The organism is Rhizobium sp. 57MFTsu3.2, assembly GCF_012932765.1.
GTDB classification, from domain to species: Bacteria; Pseudomonadota; Alphaproteobacteria; order Rhizobiales; family Rhizobiaceae; genus Rhizobium; species Rhizobium altiplani.
This window is the reverse complement of sequence record NZ_JDWI01000004.1, coordinates 25,377-47,115: the sequence shown is the minus strand read 5'-3', so window position 1 is coordinate 47,115 and position 21,739 is coordinate 25,377. Positions and strand designations below refer to the sequence as shown.

The window sequence follows — 21,739 nt, the reverse complement described above, 5'->3', positions numbered from 1 at the left end:
GCGCCCCGATGGTTCAATTTAAAGGCTCACAGCCAGGACAGCAACTTCAATATTCTACAAAATTAGTAGAATTTTTATCCCGCTATCCCGCCAAAGCACCGAAGAGTTTTTCCGTGCTGCAGCGCAATAGAGATGGGCTTGCTTGGTTTATCCTCGGCGATTTTGAAATTATCTGGCCGTTCGAGGCTTGCCTCATCAATTCAAGACGGGAAACACCACAATGAACAAGAAGACGTCCAAATCCAGCCTGACGCGTCGCGCAAGCCTTGCCGCGATCGCCGCCTCCACGATCGCTCTGATCGCATTTGCATCGCCTGTCGCTTCCTTCGCCGAAGACAAATCGATCAAGGTTGGCATCATGAGTGGCGAGGACGAAGACGTCTGGCGCGTTGTGGCCGCCGAAGCCGCCAAGAAGGGCCTGACGATCGAAGCGATCGTCTTCAACGATTATACGCAGCCGAACGAGGCGCTGGAGCGCGGCGAAATCGACGCCAACGCCTTCCAGCACAAGCCCTATCTCGACAACCAGATAAAGCAGCATAGCTATCATATCGTCCCGGTCGGATACACCGGCGTCTGGCCGATCGGCCTTTATTCGAAAAAGCACAAGACCATCGCCGAGTTCGCCGAAGGTGCGGCGATCGGCGTTCCGAACGACCCATCGAACGAAGGTCGTGCGCTACGCGTTCTTCAAAACGAAGGCATCATCAAGCTCAAGGACGGTACCGGCATCCTCGCGACCGTTACCGACATTACCGAGAACCCGAAGAACGTCGAGATCAAGGAGCTTGATGCCGGTGTGGTCGGCCGTGCCATCGATGATCTGGATGCGGCAGTGGTGAACACCGACTGGGCCCTGAAGGCCGGCCTCTCGGCGGCCGACCGCATTGCGCAGGAACCTATCGCTGACAATCCGTACCGCAACTTCATCGCTGTCAAGCAGGGCAGCGAGAACGAAGACTGGGTGAAGACGCTGGTCTCGTCCTACCAGAACGATGCGGTCAAGGCGGAGTTCGACAAGGTGTATAAGGGAACCGGCCTCAGCGCCTACTGATCGACATTCGCGCCGAGGGGTTAGGCGCGTTGAACAAGGCGGCCCGGGCGTTCCTTGCCCGGGCCGCCTTGGGCGTTTCCGAAGGGAAAGACTATGAATTCAATTGTAACGGCCTCTGTAATCGAGACGCCGCAAGCAACTGCTGAGGCGGTGGTCCGCCTGGTCGACGTACATCGGCATTTCGGCACCACCCCGGCCCTCGATGGCGTAGCGCTCACCGTCCACAAGGGAGAAATCCTGGGTGTAATCGGGCGCAGTGGAGCCGGCAAATCCACATTGATCCGCTGCCTCAACGGCCTGGAGCGTCCGGATCGCGGCTTAATCGAAATCGAGGGGCGCAGCATCGTTGGTCTCGACGAAGATGAGTTGCAGCCGCTTCGCCGCCGCGTCGGAATGATCTTCCAGCATTTCAACCTGCTGGCCTCCAGGACGGTCGAGGAGAATGTCGCACTGCCGCTGAAGATCGCCGGCGTGGCAAAGACCGAGCGCCTGAGGCGCGCACATGAATTGCTGGAGCTTGTCGGTCTCGCGGGTAAGGCGAAGGCTTATCCATCGTCCCTGTCCGGTGGCCAGAAGCAGCGGGTGGGCATTGCGCGCGCGCTTGCCGCACGCCCTGCCTTGCTCTTGTCCGACGAGGCGACATCGGCGCTCGATCCCGAGACCACACGGTCGATCCTGGCCCTTCTGAAGGACATCAACCGCAAGCTCGGCCTCACCATCATCCTCATCACGCATGAGATGGAAGTCGTCCGCAGCATTGCCGATCGCGTCGCCGTCATCGATGCCGGCCGGATCGTGGAGGAAGGACAGGTTTGGTCGGTGTTCGCTGACCCAAAAGCGCCGATCACCCAGAGTCTGCTGTCCGGCAGCCGCCCGCAATTGCCGGAGCATATCGCCGCCCGCCTTTCGCCGACATCAGGGGAGGAAGCGATCATAAGCATCGACATGGCGGGCCTCGCCGCACAGGGCGCGGTCTTTGCCGACCTGTCTGCGGCGCTGCCGCAATCTTTCCGGCTCGTCCACGGCGGTATCGACCATATCCAGAACCAGCCGGTGGCGCGGTTCTTCATTGCTGTCCCGATGCGCGACCCTGCGCTCAAGGACAAGGTTCTGCAGTTTCTGAAGGCTCGCTCTGCGCGGGTGGAGGTCCTTGGCTATGACACCGATCATGTTTGATCTTCTGCTTCGTTCCCTCTGGGAAACGATCCTGATGACGGGTGCATCCGGACTGATTTCGCTGGTCTTCGGCCTGCCGCTCGGTCTCGCGCTCGTTCTCACGAACAAAGGCGGCATGGCCGAGAACGCCTGGATAAACGGTATCCTTGGGGCCATCATCAACGGGTTCCGTTCCGTGCCGTTCATCATCCTGCTGGTGGCCCTGATCCCGGTGACGCGCCTGATCGTCGGCACTGCGCTTGGCACCTGGGCGGCCATCGTCCCGCTCGCCATTGCCGCAACGCCCTATTATGCACGGATCGCGGAAGTGTCGCTGCGCGAGGTCGATCGCGGACTGATCGATGCGGTGCGCGCCATGGGCGGCAATCGCTGGACGATCATTCGCGAAGTATTGGTACCGGAAGCTTTACCCGGCATCGTGGCCGGCTTCACGGTCACTTTGGTGACCCTGATCGGGGCCTCGGCAATGGCCGGTGCAATCGGCGCTGGCGGTCTCGGCGACCTTGCCATCCGCTATGGCTACCAGCGCTTCGAGACGACCGTCATGGTGGCAGTCGTTGCCGTCCTGATCGTGCTTGTCTGCGGCATACAGTGGCTCGGCGATCGACTGGTCGAAAGGCTTGACCACAGGTAGTCAGCGGCGAAACGCAGCGGCAGGGTGCGAGGATGGCAGCCTGCCGCTGCCGCCAAACAGCTTCTGCCTGAGAGGTCCCTCGGTGTAGTCCGCCTTGAACAGCCCGCGCTCCTGCAGCACGGGAACGACGAGATCGACGAAGTCGCGCAGGCTTTCCGGCGCCACCGTGCGCGCCAGGTTGAAGCCGTCCACACCGCCATCGGAAACCCATGCCGCCAGGCGGTCCGCCACTTGCTCGGCCGAGCCGACAATCGGTTTCATACGGCTGCCGAGTACCATTTGATCAATGATCTGGCGCAGCGTCACCGGCTTTGGCGCTTCCCTGGTGATTGCGGCGAGCGCAGACTGATTGGCATTGGTGGATTTCTGCTCGATCGGATCGTCGAGGCCGTATTTGGAGAAATCAATGCCTGTCGAGGCCGAATAGTGCGCCAGGGAAGCTTCGACACTCGCATGGCGGCGGTAGTCTTCGAGCTTGTCGAATGCCTCCTTTTCGGTGCGACCAACGACAACCGTCACAAGGCCGAGAACGCGCAAGGCATCCGCCCCGCGCCCTGATGCCGCCGCCTTGTGCTTCAGGGCCGCCACGGTCGGCCTTGCCGCCTGCGGGGTCGGCGACGCGATGAAGACGCATTCGGCGTGTCGGGCCGCGAAATCCTGCCCGCGCGTCGAAGCGCCTGCCTGGAAGAGCAGCGGCGTGCGCTGTGGCGAAGGCTGCGAGAGATGAATGCCCTCCATCTTGTAGTATTGCCCGTCGTGCTTGACGGCTCGGACTTTGGACGGGTCGGCGAAGACGGCTCGCGCCTTGTCGCCAAGTACCGCATCGTCGTCCCAGCTGCCCTCCCAGAGCTTGTAGAGGATTTCGAGATATTCCTCGGCCGCGTCGTAGCGCGCGTCGTGTTCCGGCAGTTTGTCGAAACCCATCGCGCGCGCAGCACTGTCGAGATAGCCGGTGACGATGTTCCATCCGATGCGACCCTTTGTCAGGTGGTCGAGCGTCGACATGCGCCGCGCCAACAGGTACGGCGGCTCGTAGGTCGTGTTGAGCGTTACCCCGAAGCCGAGATGCTTGGTGACATAGGCCATTGCCGAGATCGGCATCAGCGGGTCGTTGACCGGGATCTGCGCGCCAGCCTCGATGACGGGTGCCGGACTTCCCTTGTAGACATCGTAGACTCCAACGATATCCGCCAGGAATATCCCGTCCAGCTTGCCCCGCTCGGCTGTCTGGGCAAAGTCCACCCAGTAGTCGAGGTCGGTATAGTGAAGGGACGTATCGCGTGGATGCGTCCACATGCCGTGATTGATATGACCGACGCAGTTCATGTCGAACGCGTAGATCTGCATCTGCTCCATACAATCATTCCCTGGGCCGGTAGACCCGGCACCGTCTTGAGCCACGAGGGACGCTTTGCGTACCCCTAGCTCTTACCTTTCCACGGAACGAGGGTTGCTTCCAAGAGGCGAACGGCAGCGCTGAAGGCAAATGCACAGGCAGCGATGATGCCGATGCCAACGAAGACAACGTCGGTTGCCAGAAACTGGGATGCCGACATGATCATGTAGCCGATGCCGCGGTTGGAGGCGATCAACTCCGCTGCAACGAGCGTGCCCCAGCCGACGCCAAGCGCAATGCGGATACCCGTCAGGATCTCCGGCAGAGCCGATGGCAAAACGATGCTGACAAGAAGCTGCCAGGGCCGGGCGCCAAGCGACCGCGCCGCGTTGACGCGCTCGATCGGCAGGGCGCGCACGCCAGCCTGCGCCGAAAGGCAAATCGGTGCGAACATGGCAAGCACGAGAAGCGTTACCTTCGACGTCTCGCCGATGCCGAGCCAGATGATCATCAGCGGCAGATAGGCGAGGGGCGGTAGCGGCCAGTAGAATTCGATCGGTGTGTCGAAGATGCCCTTCGCCCAGCGATTGAGCCCCATCAGCAGGCCGATCGGGATGCCGGCGGCAATGGCGATGGCAGCTGCCGTTGCAATCCTGAACAGGCTTGCCGAAATATGTTCGCCGAGCGACGCGCCGGCATAGCCGTCATGATAGACGGCTCCGATCTGCGTGGCGACCTCCTGTGGTGTTGGCAGGAAAAGACGCGGTACCAACCCCAGTCTGGCGATCAGCCACCAGGTTCCAATCAAAGCGACGGCCGTCGCAAAGCTGATGACAAGCGTATTGCGTTCGCCGACGCCGAACCCGTTCATCTCGACGGTTTTCGGTTGGTCCGTTTCGGCCCGCACGACCACGCCCGTCGTTTCGAGGACATTGCTCATTCTGCCGCACTCCTGATCTCGTCGGAGCCATGCAGAATGGTCCGGATTTCTTCTCGCAAACCGGCAAACTGCGGTGCCATCTTGATCGATCGGGCGTCGCCAGTGCGGGCAAATTCGCGAACGAAATCGAGTTCGAAGCGCGCCACAATGCGGCCGGGACGCGGCGACATCACCACAAGCTGCGTCCCGAGGAACAGAGCTTCCTCGATCGAATGCGTGATGAAGAAAATGCGTTTTCCTGTTGTTTTCCAGATCGATACGAGGAGTTCCTGCATCTGTTCACGCGTCAGGCTGTCCAGGGCTCCGAAAGGCTCGTCCATCAAAAGCACATCAGGATCGGCGGCAAGGGCGCGGGCAATCCCGACGCGCTGGCGCATGCCACCCGACAATTCGTAGGGAAAGGCTTTCGCGAAGTCTTTCAAACCGACGAGAAACAGAAGCTCTTCCGCGCGAGTACGCCGCGCAGCTTTTGGAGTACCCGTAAACTGAAGGCCAAGTGCGACATTGTCGACGACCGACTTCCAAGGCAGCAGGGTATCCTTCTGGAACACGACGCCTCGGTCCGCGCCAGGGCGCGTGACCGGTCGCCCATCAAGAGTAATCGTGCCCGAGGACAGCGGCAGGAAGCCCGCGATCGCATTGAGGAGTGTGGACTTGCCGCAACCCGATGCACCAAGTGCCACGACGAAGCTGTTGTCTGGAATATCGAGAGAAACGCGATCCAGGGCATGGACCGTCCGGCCATCCCGCGTCCGGAAATAGACGCTTGCGTGATCGACTTTGAGCATGTGCCGTCTCTTCATGTTGTGACGCTGGCGCGATATCGCGCCAGCGTACCAGGATGGGAGGATTGTTCGTTATTTCAGTTACTTGCGTTGACAAGTGCATCCGGCGTGACAAAAGCCGCGTAGCTCGGCAGCACCTCGCTCACCTTGCCCTGATCCTTCAGGAAGGCGGCCGTGTCCTTGAGGATCTTGGCAGCGCCCGACTTTTCGCCGCCACCGAGCCAGGCCTCGGACGCCTGCACCTCAGGGGTCAGCAGCGTGAGGTTCTTCAGTGCGGCAGCCTGCTGCTCGGGTGTGCCACCAAGTGTCTTGGCAAGCAGCTTGGCATTTTCGCTGTCGGCGTCCCAGGCCTTCTTGTCTGCCGCGAAGGAGGCGTAGTACTTGTTGACCACGCTGGCGAAGCCCTTCAGGAACGCCGGGTTCTCATCGGCGAACTTCGATGCGGAAACCCATGCGGAGAAAGTTGGCGCGCCCTTGTCGGCGACATCCTTGGAGGTGACAAGCACCTTGCCGTTCTTTTTCAGCTCGGTCAGCGCCGGATCCCAGACAAAGCCACCGTCAATGTCGCCGCGGTTGTAGCTGGCGACGATCTCGGGCTGCGGAATTGCAAAGACCTGAACATCCTTTTCCGTCAGTCCGAGAGATTTGATCAACGCAAGAAGCTGATAGTGGTCGGTCGATACCGGCGCGGCAGCGAGCTTCTTGCCCTTGAGGTCGGACAGAGACGCAATGCCCGAACCGTTGCGAACAACCAGCGCCTCGTCGATGCCGGAGATCGAGGAAAGGTAGAAGGCCTTGACCTCCAGTCCGCGCGAGGTCGCAGCTGCGAACGGGCTCGAGCCGACGTAGCCGACCTGCACATCGCCCGAAGCGATGGCCGCGAAGATTTCAGCCCCGGAGTTGAACTTGCGGAAATCGATGTCGTAGCCGGTTGCCTTCGCAAATTCGCCATTGGCGATTGCGACCGACGATGGCAGCGCATCCGTCTGATAGGCCACCACGACCTTCTTGTCGGCTGCCTGTACCGTAAATGTTGCCAGCAGGCTCGCGGAACCGAGTGTGATCGCCGCCAATAATGTCCTGATATTCATGTTTCGCCCCCTTGCGGCTGAGCGTCAGCTTCAGCGCCTGAACTTGTTTCGACGCTTAGAACCGTAGGGCGGATGCTTCAGCGGACACAGGCAAAACTATCTATTTTATAGAATATAAGAACAATATTGTTTTTTGATTGAGTTGAGGCGCAAACATTCGCGCCTCGGCCTTCTGAGGACCTCGATCGGCACCATAATTGGGAAATGGCGTCAGACCGGATCGATAAGGATCAGGAAGCAGCGCGCTCTGCCGCTCACCTCGACATCCCCGGGTTGTGCTAGCAGAAGCTCGACACCCCCGGGTTGCTCGAGCAGAAACTCGACAGCCCCGGCCTGCTCGAGCAGAAGCGTATCGCCTGGGCCAAGATCCACGCTTTGACCACTCCATTCAACGGTGAGCGCGCCCCGATGACACAGGAGAAGCCACGTCGGCGCGGCGGGCTGAAAGGTGACCCTGGAATCGATATCAACCCTCTCGACCCGGTGGCGCAATCCGTCGCGACGCGTCATGACGTTCAGGTCCGTGATGGGTCCCTCGGCAAGCGCTGCAGTGACAGCGACATCGGCGGCAAAGGCAAGGGGCGCGCTGTCCTGCGTCAGCAACAGCGGATCATCCCCATCGATGGCGAGCTGCATGCCGTTGCCGTCGATAATCGAAAGCGTCCGGTCGATGCCGGGAAAGATCGAGAAGGGGCCATCGGTCGCGACCGTTGCCATGCTGACGCGCCAGTCGAAATCAGAAAGGGCCGCCCCCTCGGGCGAGACGGCGACCTCAACTGTCTCGCCGCCGCCGTTCTTCCACGGCATGCGGCGATAATTGCTGGCTCTGAGGACGGTGGCGCGGGTCATTTTTGCTCCATCATTGTGAACTCCCTGTCACCGGCTGGAACTGAGCGACAGTGGAAAGCTTTCCCCCTATTTAGGGAGATGCCTTCGATCCACTCCTCATGGCACAGGCTTTTCGCAGGCATTGATCCTTCTCATCGTCGACAAGACCGTCGCACGATGCGGCGGCCTTGTTCGACTGATGTGAGGCTTAGTTTCCGAGGATCGCGGGCAGGCGCAGGCCCTGTTCCTTGGCGCACTCGATCGCGATCTCGTAGCCCGCGTCGGCATGGCGCATGACGCCGGTTGCCGGGTCGTTCCAGAGAACACGCTCAAGTCTGCGCGCCGCCTCATCAGTGCCGTCGGCGCAGATGACCATGCCGGAGTGCTGCGAGAAGCCCATGCCGACGCCGCCACCGTGATGGAGCGACACCCAGGTCGCACCCGACGCAGTGTTCAGGAGCGCATTCAAAAGCGGCCAGTCGGAGACAGCATCCGAGCCGTCCTTCATCGCTTCCGTCTCGCGGTTCGGTGAAGCGACGGAGCCGGAGTCGAGGTGGTCGCGGCCGATGACAACGGGTGCTTTCAACTCGCCGTTCCTGACCATCTCGTTAAACGCAAGGCCGAGACGATGGCGATCGCCGAGACCGACCCAGCAAATGCGTGCCGGCAATCCCTGGAAAGCGATGCGATCGCGGGCCATGTCCAGCCAGTTGTGCAGATGCTTGTTGTCAGGCAGAAGCTCCTTCACCTTGGCGTCGGTCTTGTAGATATCTTCAGGATCGCCCGACAGGGCTGCCCAGCGGAAGGGACCGATGCCGCGGCAAAACAGCGGGCGAATATAGGCAGGCACGAAGCCCGGGAAGGCGAAGGCGTTTTCCAGGCCCTCGTCCTTGGCAACCTGACGAATGTTGTTGCCGTAATCGAGCGTCGGAACGCCAGCATCCCAGAAGGCAACCATCGCTTCGACGTGGACCTTCATCGAAGCGCGCGCAGCCACTTCGACAGCCTTCGGATCGCTCTCGCGCTTGGCCTTGGCTTCCTCGACAGTCCAGCCGGCTGGCAGGTAGCCGTTGCGCGGATCGTGCGCGGATGTCTGATCGGTCACGATATCGGGGCGAGGGCCACCGGCCTTCATGCGGCGAACGAGTTCCGGGAAGATTTCGGCAGCGTTGCCGAGCAGTCCGACCGACTTTGCTTCGCCGGCCTTCGTCCACTTGTCGATCAGCGCCAGGGCCTCATCGAGTGTCTTCGCCTTCTCGTCGACGTAGCGTGTACGCAGACGGAAATCGATGCGCGTCTCGTCACATTCGACGGCCAGGCAGCAGGCGCCCGCCATCACGGCTGCGAGCGGCTGTGCGCCACCCATGCCACCAAGACCGCCGGTCAGGATCCATTTGCCCTTGAGGTTGCCATCGTAGTGCTGGCGGCCGGCCTCGACGAAGGTCTCGTAGGTTCCCTGCACAATGCCTTGCGTGCCGATATAGATCCATGAGCCGGCTGTCATCTGGCCGTACATGGCAAGGCCCTTTTTATCCAGCTCGTTGAAGTGATCCCACGTCGCCCAGTGCGGCACGAGGTTCGAGTTGGCAATCAACACGCGGGGGGCATCCTTATGCGTGCGGAACACGGCGACTGGCTTGCCGGACTGCACGAGGAGCGTTTCATCCTCGTTCAAAGTTTTCAGGGTCGCTGCGATACGGTCGAAATCGTCCCAGGTGCGGGCTGCGCGGCCGATGCCGCCATAAACCACCAGCTCGTTTGGATTTTCCGCGACGTCAGGGTCGAGGTTGTTCATCAGCATGCGCAGCGGCGCTTCGGTCATCCAGCTCTTGGCGTTGAGTTCACTGCCGCGCGGTGCGCGGATCTCGCGAATGTTGTGACGTGGATTTGAGGTCATGTGGGGTTCCCCCTGTCGAGTGATCGTTATCGTTTCAGGCCCGGCGCGATCTGTTCGATACGCACCAGAATGTCTTTGAGGTGGACGCGAAGGCGCTCTGCCTTGGCAGCGTCGTAGGCAAACGGCGGCGCCTCGGTCTCAAGATGCGTCGATTGCGCCAGTTCCATCTGGATGGCGTGCACGCCGGTTTCAGGCTGGCCGTAGTGCCGTGTCGTCCACCCACCCTTGAAGCGGCCGTTGAGCACGCAGTCATAGCCTTCGGCCGCCTCGACGACCGTGAGCGTCGCCTGTTCGATGGCCCCATCGCAGGTCTTGCCCATATCGGTGCCGATGTTGAAATCCGGCAGCTTGCCTTCGAAAAGGAAAGGAATATGCGAGCGGATCGAGTGGCAATCATAGAGGATCGCCACGCCATGAATTGCTCTCACACGCTCGACCTCGGCGGCAAGGGCTGCGTGATAGGGAGCATGAAAGTCCCTGAGCCGCGCCGCAATGTCGGCTTCATCAGGTGCCCGTCCATCCTTCCAGATCGCCTTGCCGTCGAAGTCCGTTTCAGGAACCAGGCCGGTGGTGTTTTGGCCGGGATAGAGGCTGACGCCTGCCGGATCTCGGTTGGCGTCAATGACGTAGCGATGGAACGTCGCGCGCACCGTCGTCGCATCGGCAAGCAGGCCGTCATAGAGGTCGTGGATGTGCCAGTCGGTATCGGCAAGAATCCTGCCGTTATCATTCAGACGCTCCCAGATCCCGGCGGGCACGTCAGTGCCGGTGTGCGGAAAACCCAGAATAATGGGTGAGGAACCCTGTTTGACGTCGACGACAGCCATCTCAGACCTCCAGAGCCGGCAGGATGCCGCTTGAGACTGATGCATTGAGCGCGCCTGTCGCGACGAGGTCGCCCGCCGCCTTCAGATCGTTCGCCATGTAGCGATCGAGCTCCAGCGTCGGTACCACGCTGCGGATGGTGGCGATCGCCTTCTGCAGTTCGGGGCTTGTCGTGAGCGGCGCACGAAATTCCACGCCCTGTGCTGCGGTCAATGCCTCGATGCCGATAATGCTGAAGAGGTTGTCGGTCATCTGGAGCAGACGACGCGCGCCATGGCAGGCCATCGAAACGTGATCTTCCTGGTTGGCGGATGTCGGCGTCGAATCGACGGAGGCCGGGTGCGACATCTGCTTGTTTTCCGACATCAGCGCTGCCGACGTTACCTCGGCGATCATCAGGCCTGAGTTGAGGCCCGGCTTCTTTGCCAGGAAGGCCGGCAGTCCATAGGAAAGCGCGGGATCGACCAGCAAGGCGATGCGCCGCTGCGCGATCGCGCCGATTTCGCAGATGGCGAGGGCGATCTGGTCGGCTGAAAAGGCAACCGGCTCGGCATGGAAATTGCCGCCCGAGACAACCGAGTTGTCCGAAAGCACCAGCGGGTTGTCAGTGACGGCATTTGCCTCGATCTCCAGTGTGCGCGCGACCGAGCGCAGAAGATCCAGGCAGGCACCGTCGACCTGCGGCTGGCAACGAATGCAGTAGGGATCCTGCACACGCTCGTCGCCCTCAATATGGCTCTGGCGGATGACGGAGCTTTCGAGGAGCGCGCGAAGTGCCGCGGCCGTGTCGATCTGGCCCCTGTGGCCGCGTAGCGTGTGAATATCGGGATGGAAAGGCGCGGACGAGCCCATCGCCGCATCGGTCGACATGGCACCGGTAATCAGTGCTGCCTGAGCTGCGCGGTGAGCCCGGAAGAGACCGGCAAGCGCCAATGCCGTCGAGGTCTGCGTGCCGTTGATGAGCGCAAGGCCTTCCTTGGCCGCCAGCACAACGGGCTTCAAGCCAGCCTTCGCAAGGGCGGCCGCGCCGGACAGGCGTTCACCCGCAAGGAAGGCTTCGGCTTCGCCCATCATCACGGCGGCCAGGTGGGCCAGCGGCGCAAGGTCGCCCGAAGCGCCCACGGAACCCTTTTCCGGGATGACCGGGATGACGCCTTTTTCGAGCATGCCTTCGATCAGCCGCACCAGTTCGAGCCGGACGCCGGAGGCGCCGCGACCGAGCGAAACGAGCTTCAAGGCCATGATCAGGCGAACGATGTTTTCGGGCAATGGCGCGCCGACGCCGCAGCAGTGGGACAGGATAAGATTGCGCTGGAGCGTCGCCACGTCAGCACTGTCGATCTTGATCGAAGCAAGTTTGCCGAAGCCGGTATTGATGCCATAGACCGGTGCATTGCCGGCCGCGATCTCTGCAATGCGGGCAGCGGCCTTGGCGATACCGGCATCAAAAGATGCGTCGAGCCTCGCCGGTTCACCGGTCCAGTAGATCGTCTCCAGATCCCTGAGCGAAACGGAGCCTGGATGAAGGGTAATGGTCAACGGTCGATCCTTTCGCCCTTGAAAACATGTGCATGAAGCGGGTTGAAGCCGATGCGGTAAACGAGCTCCGCGAGGCTTTCGACGTCCCAGATCGCAAAGTCCGCGGACTTGCCGGTCTCGAGCGTTCCTGTCTCGCCCAGAAGCCCAAGGGCGCGTGCACCCTCACGGGTCGCCCCCGCAATGCACTCTTCGACAGTCAGGCCGAAGAGCGTGGCTGACATATTCATCGTCAGAAGCAGCGAGGTGAGCGGCGAGGTGCCGGGATTGCAGTCGGTCGCAATGGCAATACGGGTGCCGGCGTCGCGCAGCGCCTGAACGGGCGGCTTCTGCTTTTCGTTGATGGCGTAGAAAGCGCCAGGCAAGAGAACGGCGACCGTACCGGCCGCAGCCATGGCGGCAGCACCCTCGGCATCGAGATATTCGAGGTGGTCGGCAGAGAGCGCACCATGGGAGGCGGCGAGCTTGGCGCCGCCAAGATTGGACAATTGTTCGGCATGCAACTTGACTGGCAGACCGAGTGCCTCTGCCTTGTCGAAGACCCGGGCGATCTCGGCGGTGGAAAAGGCGATGCCCTCGCAGAACCCGTCGACCGCATCGACCAAGCCCTCGGCATGGGCGTATTCGAGGCCTGGGAGGACGACCTCGGCAATGTAGTCGCTGTTGCGCCCCCTGTACTCGATCGGCGTTGCATGAGCGCCGAGATAGGACGTGACGACGCGCACCGGGCGAAGGCGCTCAAGCTGGCGGGCAGCGCGCAACATCTTCAGCTCGCCATCGACGTTCAGCCCATAGCCGGACTTGACTTCGATCGTCGTCAGCCCCTCGCGGATCAGCGTATCCAAGCGGGGAAGCGCCGCCTTGACGAGGCCATCGACCGAGAGCGCATTTGTTGCCTTGACGGAAGAGACGATGCCGCCTCCGGCGCGCGCAATCTCTTCATAGGTCGCACCTTCGAGGCGCATCTCGAACTCGCGGGCGCGGTTGCCGCCAAAGACGATGTGGGTGTGGCAGTCGACGAGGCCCGGTGTAATCCAGCGGCCCTCGAGATCCGTGATCTCGGCGCGCTCGATCGCGGCAACCGGCAGTTCGGCCTCGGAGCCGACGTAGCTTATGCGCCCACCCTCGGTGACGAGGGCGCCTTTGTCGACGATGCCGAGGCCCTGCTTTTGCGGGTCGAGTGTTGCCAGGCGCACATTCCGCCACAGATGCGGACGGACGTCGCCGGATGACTCATGGCTTGAAAATTTGTTCCCATTCATCAGCTTTGCGCCTTTCCTTATGCGGAAACATGTATATACATAATAAACCGATGACAAGTGAAATTTTGTGCGCCTCCATGGAAAAGAAAGATGCGCGGCGCCAAAGAGGAGAAAAAGCGTTATGGCTCAGACGGTGGCGACCAGACTTCATGCGAGCGCGGCACTTCTGCCGCAGGGGTGGCGCAAGGACGTGCGCGTGACGATCGAGGACGGCCTGATTGCGACCATCGAAGCCAACGTCGCTCCGACGCCAGCCGATGATCGTCACGACACGCTTGTGCCCGCGATGGGCAATCTCCACAGCCACGCTTTCCAGCGCGCCATGGCCGGCCTTGCCGAAGTGCGGGGACCAGCCAATGACAGCTTCTGGAGCTGGCGCACGGTCATGTACAAGTTCGCATTGTCGATGACGCCCGAACATGTCGAAGCCGTTGCCGCCCAGCTCTACATGGAGATGCTGGAGGCCGGCTTTTCCCGGGTCGGCGAATTCCACTATCTGCACCACGACAAGAACGGCACACCCTACGCCAACATTGCCGAGCTGGCCGAGCGCATCGGGGCGGCGGCAAATGTCAGCGGTATCGCCCTGACGCTGCTTCCCGTATTCTATGCCCATTCTGGCTTCGGCGGCGCCGCACCGATCGAGGGTCAACGGCGCTTCATCAATTCGCTGGACAGTTTTGCCGCCCTGATGGACGGCTGCCGCAAGGTGACGAGCGGGCTTCAAGGTGCCGAGCTCGGCCTTGCCCCACATAGCCTGCGCGCCGCCACGCCCGAGGAACTGGCCACGGTCGTCCCGCTTGCCGGTAACGGCCCGATCCACATCCACATTGCCGAGCAGGTCAAGGAAGTCGAGGATTGCATTGCCTGGTCGGGCGCCCGGCCCGTCGAATGGCTGCTTGCCAACCAACCCGTCGATGATCGCTGGTGCCTGATCCACGCGACGCACATGAGCGACGAGGAAACCCGTGGCATGGCCCGTAGCGGCGCGATCGCCGGCCTTTGCCCGATTACCGAGGCCAACCTCGGCGATGGCACCTTCGAGGCACCGCTCTTCATCGAAGAAGGCGGACGTCTCGGCGTCGGCTCCGATTCCAACGTGGCGATCTCGCTTTCCGGCGAACTGCGCCAGCTTGAATACTCAGAGCGTCTGGCGTTGAGGGCCCGCAATGTGGTGGCTGCACCCGGCGGCTCGACGGCGCGCAGCCTGTTCGATCATGCAATAACCGGCGGCGGCGCCGCCCTGAAGGCCCCTGGGGGAATTGCCGTCGGTCATCACGCCGATCTCATCTCGCTCGACACGACGGCCGTGCCCTACCTTTCAGGCGACCAGTTGCTCGATCATTGGATTTTTGCCGGCGGTGTCGCGGTCGACAGTGTCTGGGCGCTCGGCCGCAAGCAGGTGGAAGGCGGCCGCCACGTAGCGCGCGAGGCAATCAATCGCCGGTTCCTGAAGGCGATGGGCGAGCTTCTTTCAGCATAGGGCTTTCCAGGTCCCGACATTCACATTAGAGCGGGAGGTATAACCGGAGCGTGACGATGAACCAAAGCAAGGACATCACCTTGCATCAGCGGATCGTGAGTGACATCGAAGGCCGCATCGTCTCGGGCGAATGGCCACCGGGTCACCGCATCCCGTTCGAAGTGGATCTCACCAAGCAATATGACTGTTCGCGCATGACCGTGAACAAGGCGCTGACCCAGCTCGCCAAGGCGGGCCTCATCGAGCGTCGGAAAAAGTCCGGCAGCTTCGTCACACAGCCGCAGGCACAATCGGCCGTCCTCGAGATCCACGACATCGGCGCCGAGGTCAAGTCATTGAATCTCGCCTATGCCTTCACGGTCTCAAAGCGCGTGCAACGCAAGGCCAGGGCCGAGGACATCGGACGCCTGGACGTCATGCCGGGCTCTTCCGTTGTCGACGTGGCCTGCATTCATCACGCGGGCGGACGGCCATTCTGCCTCGAGGAAAGGCTAATCAGTCTGTCGACCGTACCCGAGGCAGCCGACGCCGATTTTTCCGAGATGGCACCCGGCGCCTGGCTGATCAATCAGATCCCATGGAGTAGCGCCGAGCACCGCATCCATGCCGTATCGGCCGGCGCGGACGAGGCTGTCGCCCTGGACATCCCGCGCAACACTGCCTGTCTGGTCGTCGAACGCCGCACCTGGAGCAATGTCGGGCCAGTCACTCACGTGCGCTTCACCTATCCCGGCGACCGGCACGCACTGGTAGCGCGCTTCACCCCGGCGTCGCAATAGCGAACGGCCTTGTCAGACGGCGCTGTCAGACGGCCTTGTCAGCAAGACACCTGGTTCCTCGAAGCGCAAGTCTCCTACCCGAGTTTCGTGGCTCGCCAGTGAACGCAACCGAACGTGACGCAAAACGTCTCAAACTGCAGAAGGTTGATGTCTCGCATGCCGCAGCAAGCTCGCCATCGCCGGCAAGACTGCCGCAATGCATATTGGCGTCAGCACTTTTGCCTCTCCCGTCATCGGGTCGGGGCCGGCCATGCGGCTTTCCGCAACGGTCAAGCCGCCGGTTGAGGCGCGTTCAGTTCAGCCTCTCTTCGACGGTTGGTGACGGCGCCAAAATCCTGAAGCTCTGATCGATCCAGGTGAGTTCGTCCCGAACGTCCTGCACGCCGGCGACATTCTCCGCCGCCACTCTTACGGCCGCCCGCACCCGTTCGTCGGGAACCGTCCCTCTCAACACGACAATGCCGGCATTGACGCTGACGCGGATCTGTCCACATCGAGCCCATTCCCTGGTCTGCAATTCCGCCTCGACGTTCGATAGGATCGTCCTGTCATCAATCGGAAAGACCAAGACCGATCGCGATTGTCGAAGCGGCTTGAGGAAGTCCTTTCTGGCAATGATGCCGACGAGGCTGTCCCCCACAACCACCGGCAGCCGCTTTACACTTGTCTGCTCCATCAATTCTGCTGCCTCGGTCAGCGTCGCATAAGGAGAGACGGTCACAAGCGGACGCGACATGACTTCACCAACGCGCCGTTCGCGCAAGGCCACATATTCGGCGGCAAGGCAGTCTTGACCCGTCAAGAGTTGCAGCCACCATGAACGGCGCGTCTCGGTCTGCGCCTCCGTCCTCCGCACCAGGTCGCTTTGGCTCAGCATGCCCACCAGGCCGCCCCGCGCATCAAGCACCGGAAGGCCACTAATGCGATGGTAGAGCATCAGTTCTGCAGCATCGATCACGGTCGCCCGCTCAGTGATCGTGATGACGCCTTCTGTCATGATTTGACTTACGCGCATTTCAGGCACCTCCAGGGCGCAAACGGGAACCGGTTCTACAAATGCCTACACGCCATCCCGCGTGACGTCCGAGAACCCGAACATCGACAACTGGACCCCATACGGAAAAAGAATGGTGTTAACGAGCAGGAGCGCCTTGTCGCTTCTGCTGCCAGACAGAGAATAGTAGGTCGTCTGCGCTTCACGACGCTGCTTGACCAGCTGATGCCGTCGAAGGATGTTCAGGTGCTGCGACAGGGCAGACCGGCCCAGACCGATGCGGAGCGCGAGTTCCCTGACGCAGATTTCGCCCTCGGCGAGTGTTCTCAACACGGCCAGGCGATGGGCATTCGCGAGCGCCGAGAAATATGCAGCGAGTTCGCCGTCGTCGCCGAGCATCGCATTTCCTCCGGTATGAACGGAGCGAATAGTAGCGACCTCCCGGATCCCTTCATTGAGCCAGCGCAAATTGCTGGGGAAAGACGGCTCGTCTCCTAGCGAAGAGCACTCGCCGTCAAAACGATGGAGAAGATCATCAAGGCTGCTGAACCGCAACGCCTGGCGATCAAGGGCATGTGATCGCTTTCGCCGATCACCAGCCTGCCGGCGGCAAGCCAAATCAGGGAAGTCGAGAGTGCCACGGCGACGAACGCCATCATCGTGCTGAGCGCAAGTCCATCCTGTGCGGAGGGAACGATCGTCAATCCGATTATTATTGCCTTCGGATTGAGCAATGTCGTCACGAACACGTGCCGGGGACCCGCAAATTCCGTCGAGGCGACGGTACTGCGCCCCCAAAGCTTGAATGCAAGATAGAGCACCCAGACGGCGGAGATGGCCTTCACGACTTGCAGCGCGAGAGGGTGAGCGTGCAGGAAAGGACCAGCGACGCTTGAAACGGGAATTATGATCGCAAGGTAAGCGAAGACAACAGCGGCGAGCACCTCAAGCAAGCCAATGCGAGATAGGCCGTGCGACGCCATGACGAGCAATGCGTTGGTCGGTCCCGGCAGTATCAGAAGTGTGAAAGCACCAAGTGCAAAGCTGAGGTCATTCATGGTCCGTATCCTGTGAAACTCGCTGCTCGCACGATGCGACGTCGGCCACATTGACATTGATCATTTTGGGAGAACTTGTCGCCACACGACGTGTTATGCTGGGACATGGATGGAGGTACCGCGATGCCTCACTTGATCTGGTTTCTGCTTACCCGCCTTTCGGCCGGATTCGCAATCGGATCCGTGGCTGGATTGGCTATCTGGAGGGTCGGCTCCTGGGGCGCAGGTATTGAAGTGCCCGACTATTATGTCGCCCAGGGCATGTTTGTCTATCTGTTCGGCAGCACGATCGCTGCCGGTTACCTGGCGACGGCGCTGTGGCTTGATGAACCTTGAACGCCGAAAGTCCGGCGCAAATGCGCAAAGCCGAAGGCATGAGCGCCGAGCGGCGCGATATTGACGACCAGGGCGATCCTGCCGCTCAGACCAACCCGAGCCGAGAACGACCGCCTTTCTGTTTCCAGGAGCCCCACTGGTCTTGCCAGGTCCACAGCGGCTCCGGAACCGGTTCTGCTTTTCTGCGGTTGCGAACGTCGGTCGCTGTGACAAGGAGCGTCTCGCAGTCGTCCTGGCGATCGCCGATGAAGGCGAGCGCCATCTCACAGAAACTATCAAGATGTTGAAGGAGACGTTCCTCCGTGGCGCGGGGAGGGGTGTCGACATTGAGGAGCGCACGTCGCGTGACAACGATCGTCCGTGAACGACCGGCTGCCTGCAAAACGATGCGTCCGGATTTCTCCTTTCTGTCCAGCCACGCAGCGACTACCGTATACCGCAAACTTGCTCCCTCCTTGCCGCGCACCAAAAGCACGGCTGACGACGATCCCTTGCCGAAGTTCTGCGAAGATGAGCGATGCGCTCTCCCAAAACCTTGATCTGGGTCAAACCGTGACATCATACCTGCCGGGCCCAAATACCTTCGTGAAGCCGGCTCGAACTCGCACTCGATGAACGCGAACTGGAATGAAGGCTATTCACCGGAGCGTTCCCTGCAAAGCCGGTCCTGCAGGTCACCCGGATCTTTCGAGAACCACCCGCGGGAATGGAAAAGGAACGCCTCCAGCACGGCCCGATGCTCGCCGCCAGACGCTCCCCAAAGGCTGACGAACTCCAGAGCGTCGATATGTCTCTGCCAGCTCCGTTCGGAATTCACGACAAGGCCTCCTGCACCTCAACATGCTTGGTTGATGGAGCGAGTATGTCGTTTCGATTGAAGGCGAAGGCTCTCAGGAGCTGCGATCCCAACCGCGCCTGCTGGGCCAGGTCGTCGAAGATCAACGCCGCCTCCTCAACCTCCCCGATCTCTGTTGCCGGTCCGAACTGGTCGAGTTCCTTCAGAAGTTCCATAAGGGTCGACACTTTGTCCCGTTGTCGCATGGCAGACAGAAAGAGCTCCTGGACGACTGCAGCGCGCTGTTTCGGCACCAGGCTGACCAGGACCTGGCCCACAACCGTGGAGCAGCCGCAATCGAGCGCCGGATTTTTCGCGAAAGCCTTGATCTGGCGAACCGCTGCAAGAATATGATTATCGGCGAGACTGCCGCTTCGCAATTGCTTCCCTGTCATCTGCTCGCTCCTTCTGTGTTCCTTTGTCTTGCGATCCATTCCGCACCGGCGCGCCCGTGATGAAATCCGTTCGACAACGGGACGTCGGGATAGATGCTTCGTATTCTTGAGCCCGTCTCCGCCGGCTCGAGGTGACCGTCGAGCATCTTTCGATAGAGCGCGGACACGGCAACCATGTCGCAATCCTGCGGCGAGAGGCGCAGTGAGCTGACGCCCAGTGCGTCCCACTCCTCCGGCCCTTCCAGGAGCGCCTGGCAGGAGTGGGAGACCGTCTGTACGCCGTTCAAGGCGAGAAACGGCTGGTTTGAAAGCGTGCCTACGGAAAGGCCGTCGGGATCTTCCTGGCAAACGAACTGACAATTGTCCTTGGTCTTTCCCTTGGATCGGGCATGCGCGCAGCGCGCCGAGATGGCGAGGGGTAAGCGGCCGAACGCGAAGAGCTCGAAATCACATCCGGGGCAGGATCGCGTGATCTCGGCGACCGACGCTGCCGGCAGCTCCGGGGGCAGGCAGATGCTGGCCGCGCCGTTTCGTGCGAGAAGCTTGGCCGACGGTCCATTATAGACATTGACGAAGGGTCCGACGGTGTGACGCCGGCCCTTCAGCATCTGAAGGGCGGAAAGATCGTTGGCTTCGACCAGGTGACCTTCATCGGCTGCAACTGATCTCTGATATTTCGATTCACGATCGAGGGTTACAAGGGCGAGCGTGGAGAGACGGACTTCCTTTCCCGCCGCCTCCAGGCGTTCAACGACAGCCACAAACTCGGGTTCCATGAAATGCAACCGCTTGGAACAGACGGTCTCGCCAAGCACCACGACGTCGACAGGCGACTGGTCGGCGATTGCGAAATAGAAGTCGCGCCAGCGCTCTGTCGGCCAAAGATAGAGGAGCGGCCCCAAGGTAAGCTTCAAGGGATATTTCATCGACTACCTCCAACGCTTCTCATAGGCGCCCTTTGTCGTCTGTTGTCCCTCGCTGAGTTTGCGAAGGCGTGACATGAGGACCGGGCGGTCCGCGGGCGCCGCCTTCAGCGTGGCGCGAAGCGTGGAAACGACCTCCGAGATGTAGGCCTTGCCGCGTTGACGGCCTTCGACCTTCAATGCCTTGACGCCGGCCGCCCGAAGTTCGTCGAGCTGGTCCATGACGTCCAGCGACACCGGATCCTCGAAAGCGTAGGTCGCGCTTTGTCCGACTGCGAAGCGACCCTTGCACAGCGTCGGATAGCCAGCGGGTTCTTCTTCGGAAAACCGGTTTATGGTGAAGCCACCCAGTTCAGACACCAGATCGCCGCCGGCCTGCCGGTAGCGTACGTGGCTGGCTGGCGAGCATACGCCGTTCATATTTGGCGACTTGCCGGTCGCGTAGGAGGACAGCGAGCAGCGCCCCTCTGCCATGACGCACAATCCGCCAAAGACGAAAACCTCCAATTCGCAGTTTATGCTTCGTGCAATGCGGGCGATGTCCTGGATGGTGAGGGTTCGCGGCAGCACGATGCGGGCAGCACCGAAACAGTCGACCAGATATGAAAGGGCCTCGGGATTGGAGGCAGACGCCTGAACGGAGATGTGGAGGCGCTGTGCCGGGTGATGTTCCGCGACATGCGCCATCAATCCGAAGTCTGCAACGATGAGGGCGTCGGCGCCCGCTTCCGACGCTTCCCTTGCCCTGCGGTACCAGAGATCTTCCTTGCCGGCGGTCATGAAAGTGTTGAGAGCGACAAACGTCTTCACCTTTCGCTCGCGTGCGTAGCCGATTGCATCACGAAGCTCGGCGACATCAAAGTTCAAACCCGGGAAGTTGCGCGCGTTTGTCTCGTCGCGAAAGCCGCAGTAGACGGCATCAGCCCCCGCATCGACGGCCTCGCGAAACGATGCAGGGGTTCCTGCAGGGCAGATCAGTTCCATTGGACACCATGCGCCTTCAGCGCTTGCCGACGGACCGAACCGAGGGCTCCGGTGATGGAACGGGTCATCGGGCCCGACAATCTCCCGACGGCGTCAACGAGGTCTATTTCATTGTCATCAAGGGCGTTTCGAAGTGCCAGCACCGCCTCCATGTCACCGGTGACAGTGAGCTTTCTGGCGAAGAATATGGCGTCGCCGTCAATCCTGCCCTCGGCAAGGGCCAGCATCAGGACCAGCGGTCCGCAGATGGTGGTGTCAGCGGCCATGTGGGTACCGCGACGAAAGGCTTGGACAGTGCGATCTTTTGGGCAAATCAGGAATGAAAACGGGAAGTCCGACGGCACGAATGCAAAGCGGGACTGGCTGTACTCACCGAGCCGGTCGAAGAGCTTCGGATGAATTGAAAGAACCTCCTTGAGCAGGAAGTCGGCGATGCGCCCGACGATCGGCAATGGAATGATGCGGGCGGTCGCCATCAGGCGAGATGGGGCGAGCATTACGGCCTCTCAGATTGAACAAGCCATCCTAGTTTTTCTTGGCGAGGCTCTGTTTGATCTGAGACAAAGACAAGGACGGTTTCCTCGTCGA

The 21,739-nt window shown here is 61.0% G+C and carries 25 protein-coding genes; 7 read left to right on the top strand and 18 right to left on the bottom strand.

Annotated features, from left to right (window positions below):
- Positions 1 to 8 precede the first annotated feature (8 nt).
- From AF71_RS31295 to AF71_RS06050, 4 genes are all read left to right on the top strand, one after another.
- The gene (locus AF71_RS31295; protein ID WP_192240847.1) at positions 9 to 224 is read left to right on the top strand and encodes a hypothetical protein; all 216 of its coding nucleotides are present in this window, start codon (positions 9 to 11) and stop codon (positions 222 to 224) included.
- Positions 221 to 1,054, top strand: coding sequence for a MetQ/NlpA family lipoprotein (locus tag AF71_RS06060; protein ID WP_169680348.1), 834 nt, complete (start codon positions 221 to 223; stop codon positions 1,052 to 1,054). The genes AF71_RS31295 and AF71_RS06060 overlap by 4 nt, the downstream gene beginning before the upstream one ends.
- Before the next feature lie 93 nt (positions 1,055 to 1,147).
- Entirely contained in the window at positions 1,148 to 2,230 is a 1,083-nt protein-coding gene (locus AF71_RS06055; protein ID WP_169680347.1) for a methionine ABC transporter ATP-binding protein, read from the top strand.
- The gene (locus tag AF71_RS06050; RefSeq protein WP_025660810.1) at positions 2,211 to 2,864 is read left to right on the top strand and encodes a methionine ABC transporter permease; all 654 of its coding nucleotides are present in this window, start codon (positions 2,211 to 2,213) and stop codon (positions 2,862 to 2,864) included. Before AF71_RS06055 ends, AF71_RS06050 begins: the two co-directional genes overlap by 20 nt.
- Here the strand turns inward: AF71_RS06050 and AF71_RS06045 are convergent, their stop codons facing one another.
- The 9 genes from AF71_RS06045 to hutI all read right to left on the bottom strand — a co-directional run bounded on the left by AF71_RS06045 (position 2,865) and on the right by hutI (position 13,364).
- The gene (locus tag AF71_RS06045; RefSeq protein WP_169680346.1) at positions 2,865 to 4,220 is read right to left on the bottom strand and encodes an LLM class flavin-dependent oxidoreductase; all 1,356 of its coding nucleotides are present in this window, start codon (positions 4,218 to 4,220) and stop codon (positions 2,865 to 2,867) included.
- A 65-nt stretch (positions 4,221 to 4,285) separates the two neighbouring features.
- Positions 4,286 to 5,140 carry an ABC transporter permease subunit gene (locus AF71_RS06040; RefSeq protein ID WP_169680345.1) on the bottom strand — a complete coding sequence of 285 codons (855 nt, stop codon included), beginning with the start codon at positions 5,138 to 5,140 and terminating at the stop codon, positions 4,286 to 4,288.
- Positions 5,137 to 5,928 (bottom strand): ABC transporter ATP-binding protein, encoded by a 792-nt coding sequence (locus tag AF71_RS06035; RefSeq protein WP_169680343.1) that lies wholly within the window; start codon positions 5,926 to 5,928, stop codon positions 5,137 to 5,139. The genes AF71_RS06040 and AF71_RS06035 overlap by 4 nt, the downstream gene beginning before the upstream one ends.
- A gap of 74 nt (positions 5,929 to 6,002) precedes the next feature.
- A complete protein-coding gene (gene tauA / locus AF71_RS06030) occupies positions 6,003 to 7,016 on the bottom strand; it encodes a taurine ABC transporter substrate-binding protein (protein ID WP_169680342.1) in 1,014 nt (337 codons plus the stop codon).
- A 210-nt stretch (positions 7,017 to 7,226) separates the two neighbouring features.
- The gene (locus AF71_RS06025; RefSeq protein ID WP_169680341.1) at positions 7,227 to 7,865 is read right to left on the bottom strand and encodes a HutD family protein; all 639 of its coding nucleotides are present in this window, start codon (positions 7,863 to 7,865) and stop codon (positions 7,227 to 7,229) included.
- 187 nt (positions 7,866 to 8,052) lie between these two features.
- On the bottom strand, positions 8,053 to 9,741 hold the full coding sequence (gene hutU / locus AF71_RS06020; RefSeq protein WP_018856178.1) for a urocanate hydratase: 1,689 nt from the start codon (positions 9,739 to 9,741) through the stop codon (positions 8,053 to 8,055).
- Between the two features lie 26 nt (positions 9,742 to 9,767).
- Positions 9,768 to 10,568 (bottom strand): N-formylglutamate deformylase, encoded by an 801-nt coding sequence (gene hutG / locus AF71_RS06015; protein ID WP_169680340.1) that lies wholly within the window; start codon positions 10,566 to 10,568, stop codon positions 9,768 to 9,770.
- Between the two features lies 1 nt (position 10,569).
- Positions 10,570 to 12,105 carry a histidine ammonia-lyase gene (gene hutH / locus AF71_RS06010; protein ID WP_169680339.1) on the bottom strand — a complete coding sequence of 512 codons (1,536 nt, stop codon included), beginning with the start codon at positions 12,103 to 12,105 and terminating at the stop codon, positions 10,570 to 10,572.
- Positions 12,102 to 13,364 carry an imidazolonepropionase gene (gene hutI / locus AF71_RS06005; RefSeq protein WP_169680338.1) on the bottom strand — a complete coding sequence of 421 codons (1,263 nt, stop codon included), beginning with the start codon at positions 13,362 to 13,364 and terminating at the stop codon, positions 12,102 to 12,104. Before hutI ends, hutH begins: the two co-directional genes overlap by 4 nt.
- Before the next feature lie 121 nt (positions 13,365 to 13,485).
- Between hutI and AF71_RS06000 the strand changes: the two genes are divergently transcribed.
- Positions 13,486 to 14,847: a formimidoylglutamate deiminase gene (locus AF71_RS06000; protein ID WP_169680337.1), complete on the top strand. Its 1,362-nt coding sequence runs from the start codon at positions 13,486 to 13,488 to the stop codon at positions 14,845 to 14,847.
- A 56-nt stretch (positions 14,848 to 14,903) separates the two neighbouring features.
- A complete protein-coding gene (gene hutC, locus AF71_RS05995; RefSeq protein ID WP_169680335.1) occupies positions 14,904 to 15,626 on the top strand; it encodes a histidine utilization repressor in 723 nt (240 codons plus the stop codon).
- 292 nt (positions 15,627 to 15,918) lie between these two features.
- Here hutC and AF71_RS05990 read toward each other — a convergent pair whose 3' ends face one another.
- The 3 genes from AF71_RS05990 to AF71_RS05980 all read right to left on the bottom strand — a co-directional run bounded on the left by AF71_RS05990 (position 15,919) and on the right by AF71_RS05980 (position 17,678).
- Positions 15,919 to 16,641 (bottom strand): CBS domain-containing protein, encoded by a 723-nt coding sequence (locus AF71_RS05990; protein ID WP_169680333.1) that lies wholly within the window; start codon positions 16,639 to 16,641, stop codon positions 15,919 to 15,921.
- A 45-nt stretch (positions 16,642 to 16,686) separates the two neighbouring features.
- Positions 16,687 to 17,019 carry a metalloregulator ArsR/SmtB family transcription factor gene (locus AF71_RS05985; RefSeq protein ID WP_169680332.1) on the bottom strand — a complete coding sequence of 111 codons (333 nt, stop codon included), beginning with the start codon at positions 17,017 to 17,019 and terminating at the stop codon, positions 16,687 to 16,689.
- 95 nt (positions 17,020 to 17,114) lie between these two features.
- Positions 17,115 to 17,678: a threonine transporter RhtB gene (locus AF71_RS05980; RefSeq protein WP_169680331.1), complete on the bottom strand. Its 564-nt coding sequence runs from the start codon at positions 17,676 to 17,678 to the stop codon at positions 17,115 to 17,117.
- Positions 17,679 to 17,801: 123 nt separating this feature from the next.
- On the opposite strand from AF71_RS05980, the gene AF71_RS05975 reads away from it, so the two are divergent.
- Entirely contained in the window at positions 17,802 to 18,014 is a 213-nt protein-coding gene (locus AF71_RS05975; RefSeq protein WP_018856187.1) for a hypothetical protein, read from the top strand.
- Between the two features lie 85 nt (positions 18,015 to 18,099).
- Here the strand turns inward: AF71_RS05975 and AF71_RS05970 are convergent, their stop codons facing one another.
- The 6 genes from AF71_RS05970 to AF71_RS05945 all read right to left on the bottom strand — a co-directional run bounded on the left by AF71_RS05970 (position 18,100) and on the right by AF71_RS05945 (position 21,648).
- A complete protein-coding gene (locus AF71_RS05970; protein WP_169680330.1) occupies positions 18,100 to 18,456 on the bottom strand; it encodes a hypothetical protein in 357 nt (118 codons plus the stop codon).
- 192 nt (positions 18,457 to 18,648) lie between these two features.
- Positions 18,649 to 18,831, bottom strand: coding sequence for a hypothetical protein (locus AF71_RS05965; RefSeq protein WP_169680329.1), 183 nt, complete (start codon positions 18,829 to 18,831; stop codon positions 18,649 to 18,651).
- Positions 18,828 to 19,244, bottom strand: a complete 417-nt coding sequence (locus tag AF71_RS05960; RefSeq protein WP_169680328.1) for a hypothetical protein — start codon at positions 19,242 to 19,244, stop codon at positions 18,828 to 18,830. The genes AF71_RS05965 and AF71_RS05960 overlap by 4 nt, the downstream gene beginning before the upstream one ends.
- Positions 19,241 to 20,170, bottom strand: a complete 930-nt coding sequence (locus AF71_RS05955; RefSeq protein WP_169680327.1) for a U32 family peptidase — start codon at positions 20,168 to 20,170, stop codon at positions 19,241 to 19,243. Before AF71_RS05955 ends, AF71_RS05960 begins: the two co-directional genes overlap by 4 nt.
- Before the next feature lie 3 nt (positions 20,171 to 20,173).
- Complete coding sequence (locus AF71_RS05950; protein ID WP_169680326.1) at positions 20,174 to 21,151, bottom strand: peptidase U32 family protein; 978 nt, start codon at positions 21,149 to 21,151, stop codon at positions 20,174 to 20,176.
- Positions 21,142 to 21,648, bottom strand: a complete 507-nt coding sequence (locus AF71_RS05945; RefSeq protein WP_169680324.1) for an SCP2 sterol-binding domain-containing protein — start codon at positions 21,646 to 21,648, stop codon at positions 21,142 to 21,144. The genes AF71_RS05950 and AF71_RS05945 overlap by 10 nt, the downstream gene beginning before the upstream one ends.
- Positions 21,649 to 21,739: the final 91 nt, after the last annotated feature.

Bases quoted from the DNA above. Each gene is read 5' to 3' on its own strand.
- AF71_RS05955 (WP_169680327.1), bottom strand. From the start codon at position 20,170: ATGAAATATCCCTTGAAGCTTACCTTGGGGCCGCTCCTCTATCTTTGG.
- AF71_RS06050 (WP_025660810.1), top strand. From the start codon at position 2,211: ATGACACCGATCATGTTTGATCTTCTGCTTCGTTCCCTCTGGGAAACG.
- AF71_RS06055 (WP_169680347.1), top strand. From the start codon at position 1,148: ATGAATTCAATTGTAACGGCCTCTGTAATCGAGACGCCGCAAGCAACT.
- AF71_RS06045 (WP_169680346.1), bottom strand. From the start codon at position 4,220: ATGGAGCAGATGCAGATCTACGCGTTCGACATGAACTGCGTCGGTCAT.
- AF71_RS06025 (WP_169680341.1), bottom strand. From the start codon at position 7,865: ATGACCCGCGCCACCGTCCTCAGAGCCAGCAATTATCGCCGCATGCCG.
- AF71_RS05950 (WP_169680326.1), bottom strand. From the start codon at position 21,151: ATGGAACTGATCTGCCCTGCAGGAACCCCTGCATCGTTTCGCGAGGCC.
- AF71_RS05960 (WP_169680328.1), bottom strand. From the start codon at position 19,244: ATGACAGGGAAGCAATTGCGAAGCGGCAGTCTCGCCGATAATCATATT.
- tauA (WP_169680342.1), bottom strand. From the start codon at position 7,016: ATGAATATCAGGACATTATTGGCGGCGATCACACTCGGTTCCGCGAGC.
- AF71_RS31295 (WP_192240847.1), top strand. From the start codon at position 9: ATGGTTCAATTTAAAGGCTCACAGCCAGGACAGCAACTTCAATATTCT.
- AF71_RS06000 (WP_169680337.1), top strand. From the start codon at position 13,486: ATGGCTCAGACGGTGGCGACCAGACTTCATGCGAGCGCGGCACTTCTG.
- AF71_RS05985 (WP_169680332.1), bottom strand. From the start codon at position 17,019: ATGCTCGGCGACGACGGCGAACTCGCTGCATATTTCTCGGCGCTCGCG.
- AF71_RS06040 (WP_169680345.1), bottom strand. From the start codon at position 5,140: ATGAGCAATGTCCTCGAAACGACGGGCGTGGTCGTGCGGGCCGAAACG.
- AF71_RS05945 (WP_169680324.1), bottom strand. From the start codon at position 21,648: ATGCTCGCCCCATCTCGCCTGATGGCGACCGCCCGCATCATTCCATTG.
- AF71_RS05990 (WP_169680333.1), bottom strand. From the start codon at position 16,641: ATGCGCGTAAGTCAAATCATGACAGAAGGCGTCATCACGATCACTGAG.
- AF71_RS06035 (WP_169680343.1), bottom strand. From the start codon at position 5,928: ATGCTCAAAGTCGATCACGCAAGCGTCTATTTCCGGACGCGGGATGGC.
- hutG (WP_169680340.1), bottom strand. From the start codon at position 10,568: ATGGCTGTCGTCGACGTCAAACAGGGTTCCTCACCCATTATTCTGGGT.
- AF71_RS06060 (WP_169680348.1), top strand. From the start codon at position 221: ATGAACAAGAAGACGTCCAAATCCAGCCTGACGCGTCGCGCAAGCCTT.
- hutC (WP_169680335.1), top strand. From the start codon at position 14,904: ATGAACCAAAGCAAGGACATCACCTTGCATCAGCGGATCGTGAGTGAC.
- AF71_RS05980 (WP_169680331.1), bottom strand. From the start codon at position 17,678: ATGAATGACCTCAGCTTTGCACTTGGTGCTTTCACACTTCTGATACTG.
- AF71_RS05975 (WP_018856187.1), top strand. From the start codon at position 17,802: ATGCCTCACTTGATCTGGTTTCTGCTTACCCGCCTTTCGGCCGGATTC.
- hutU (WP_018856178.1), bottom strand. From the start codon at position 9,741: ATGACCTCAAATCCACGTCACAACATTCGCGAGATCCGCGCACCGCGC.
- hutI (WP_169680338.1), bottom strand. From the start codon at position 13,364: ATGAATGGGAACAAATTTTCAAGCCATGAGTCATCCGGCGACGTCCGT.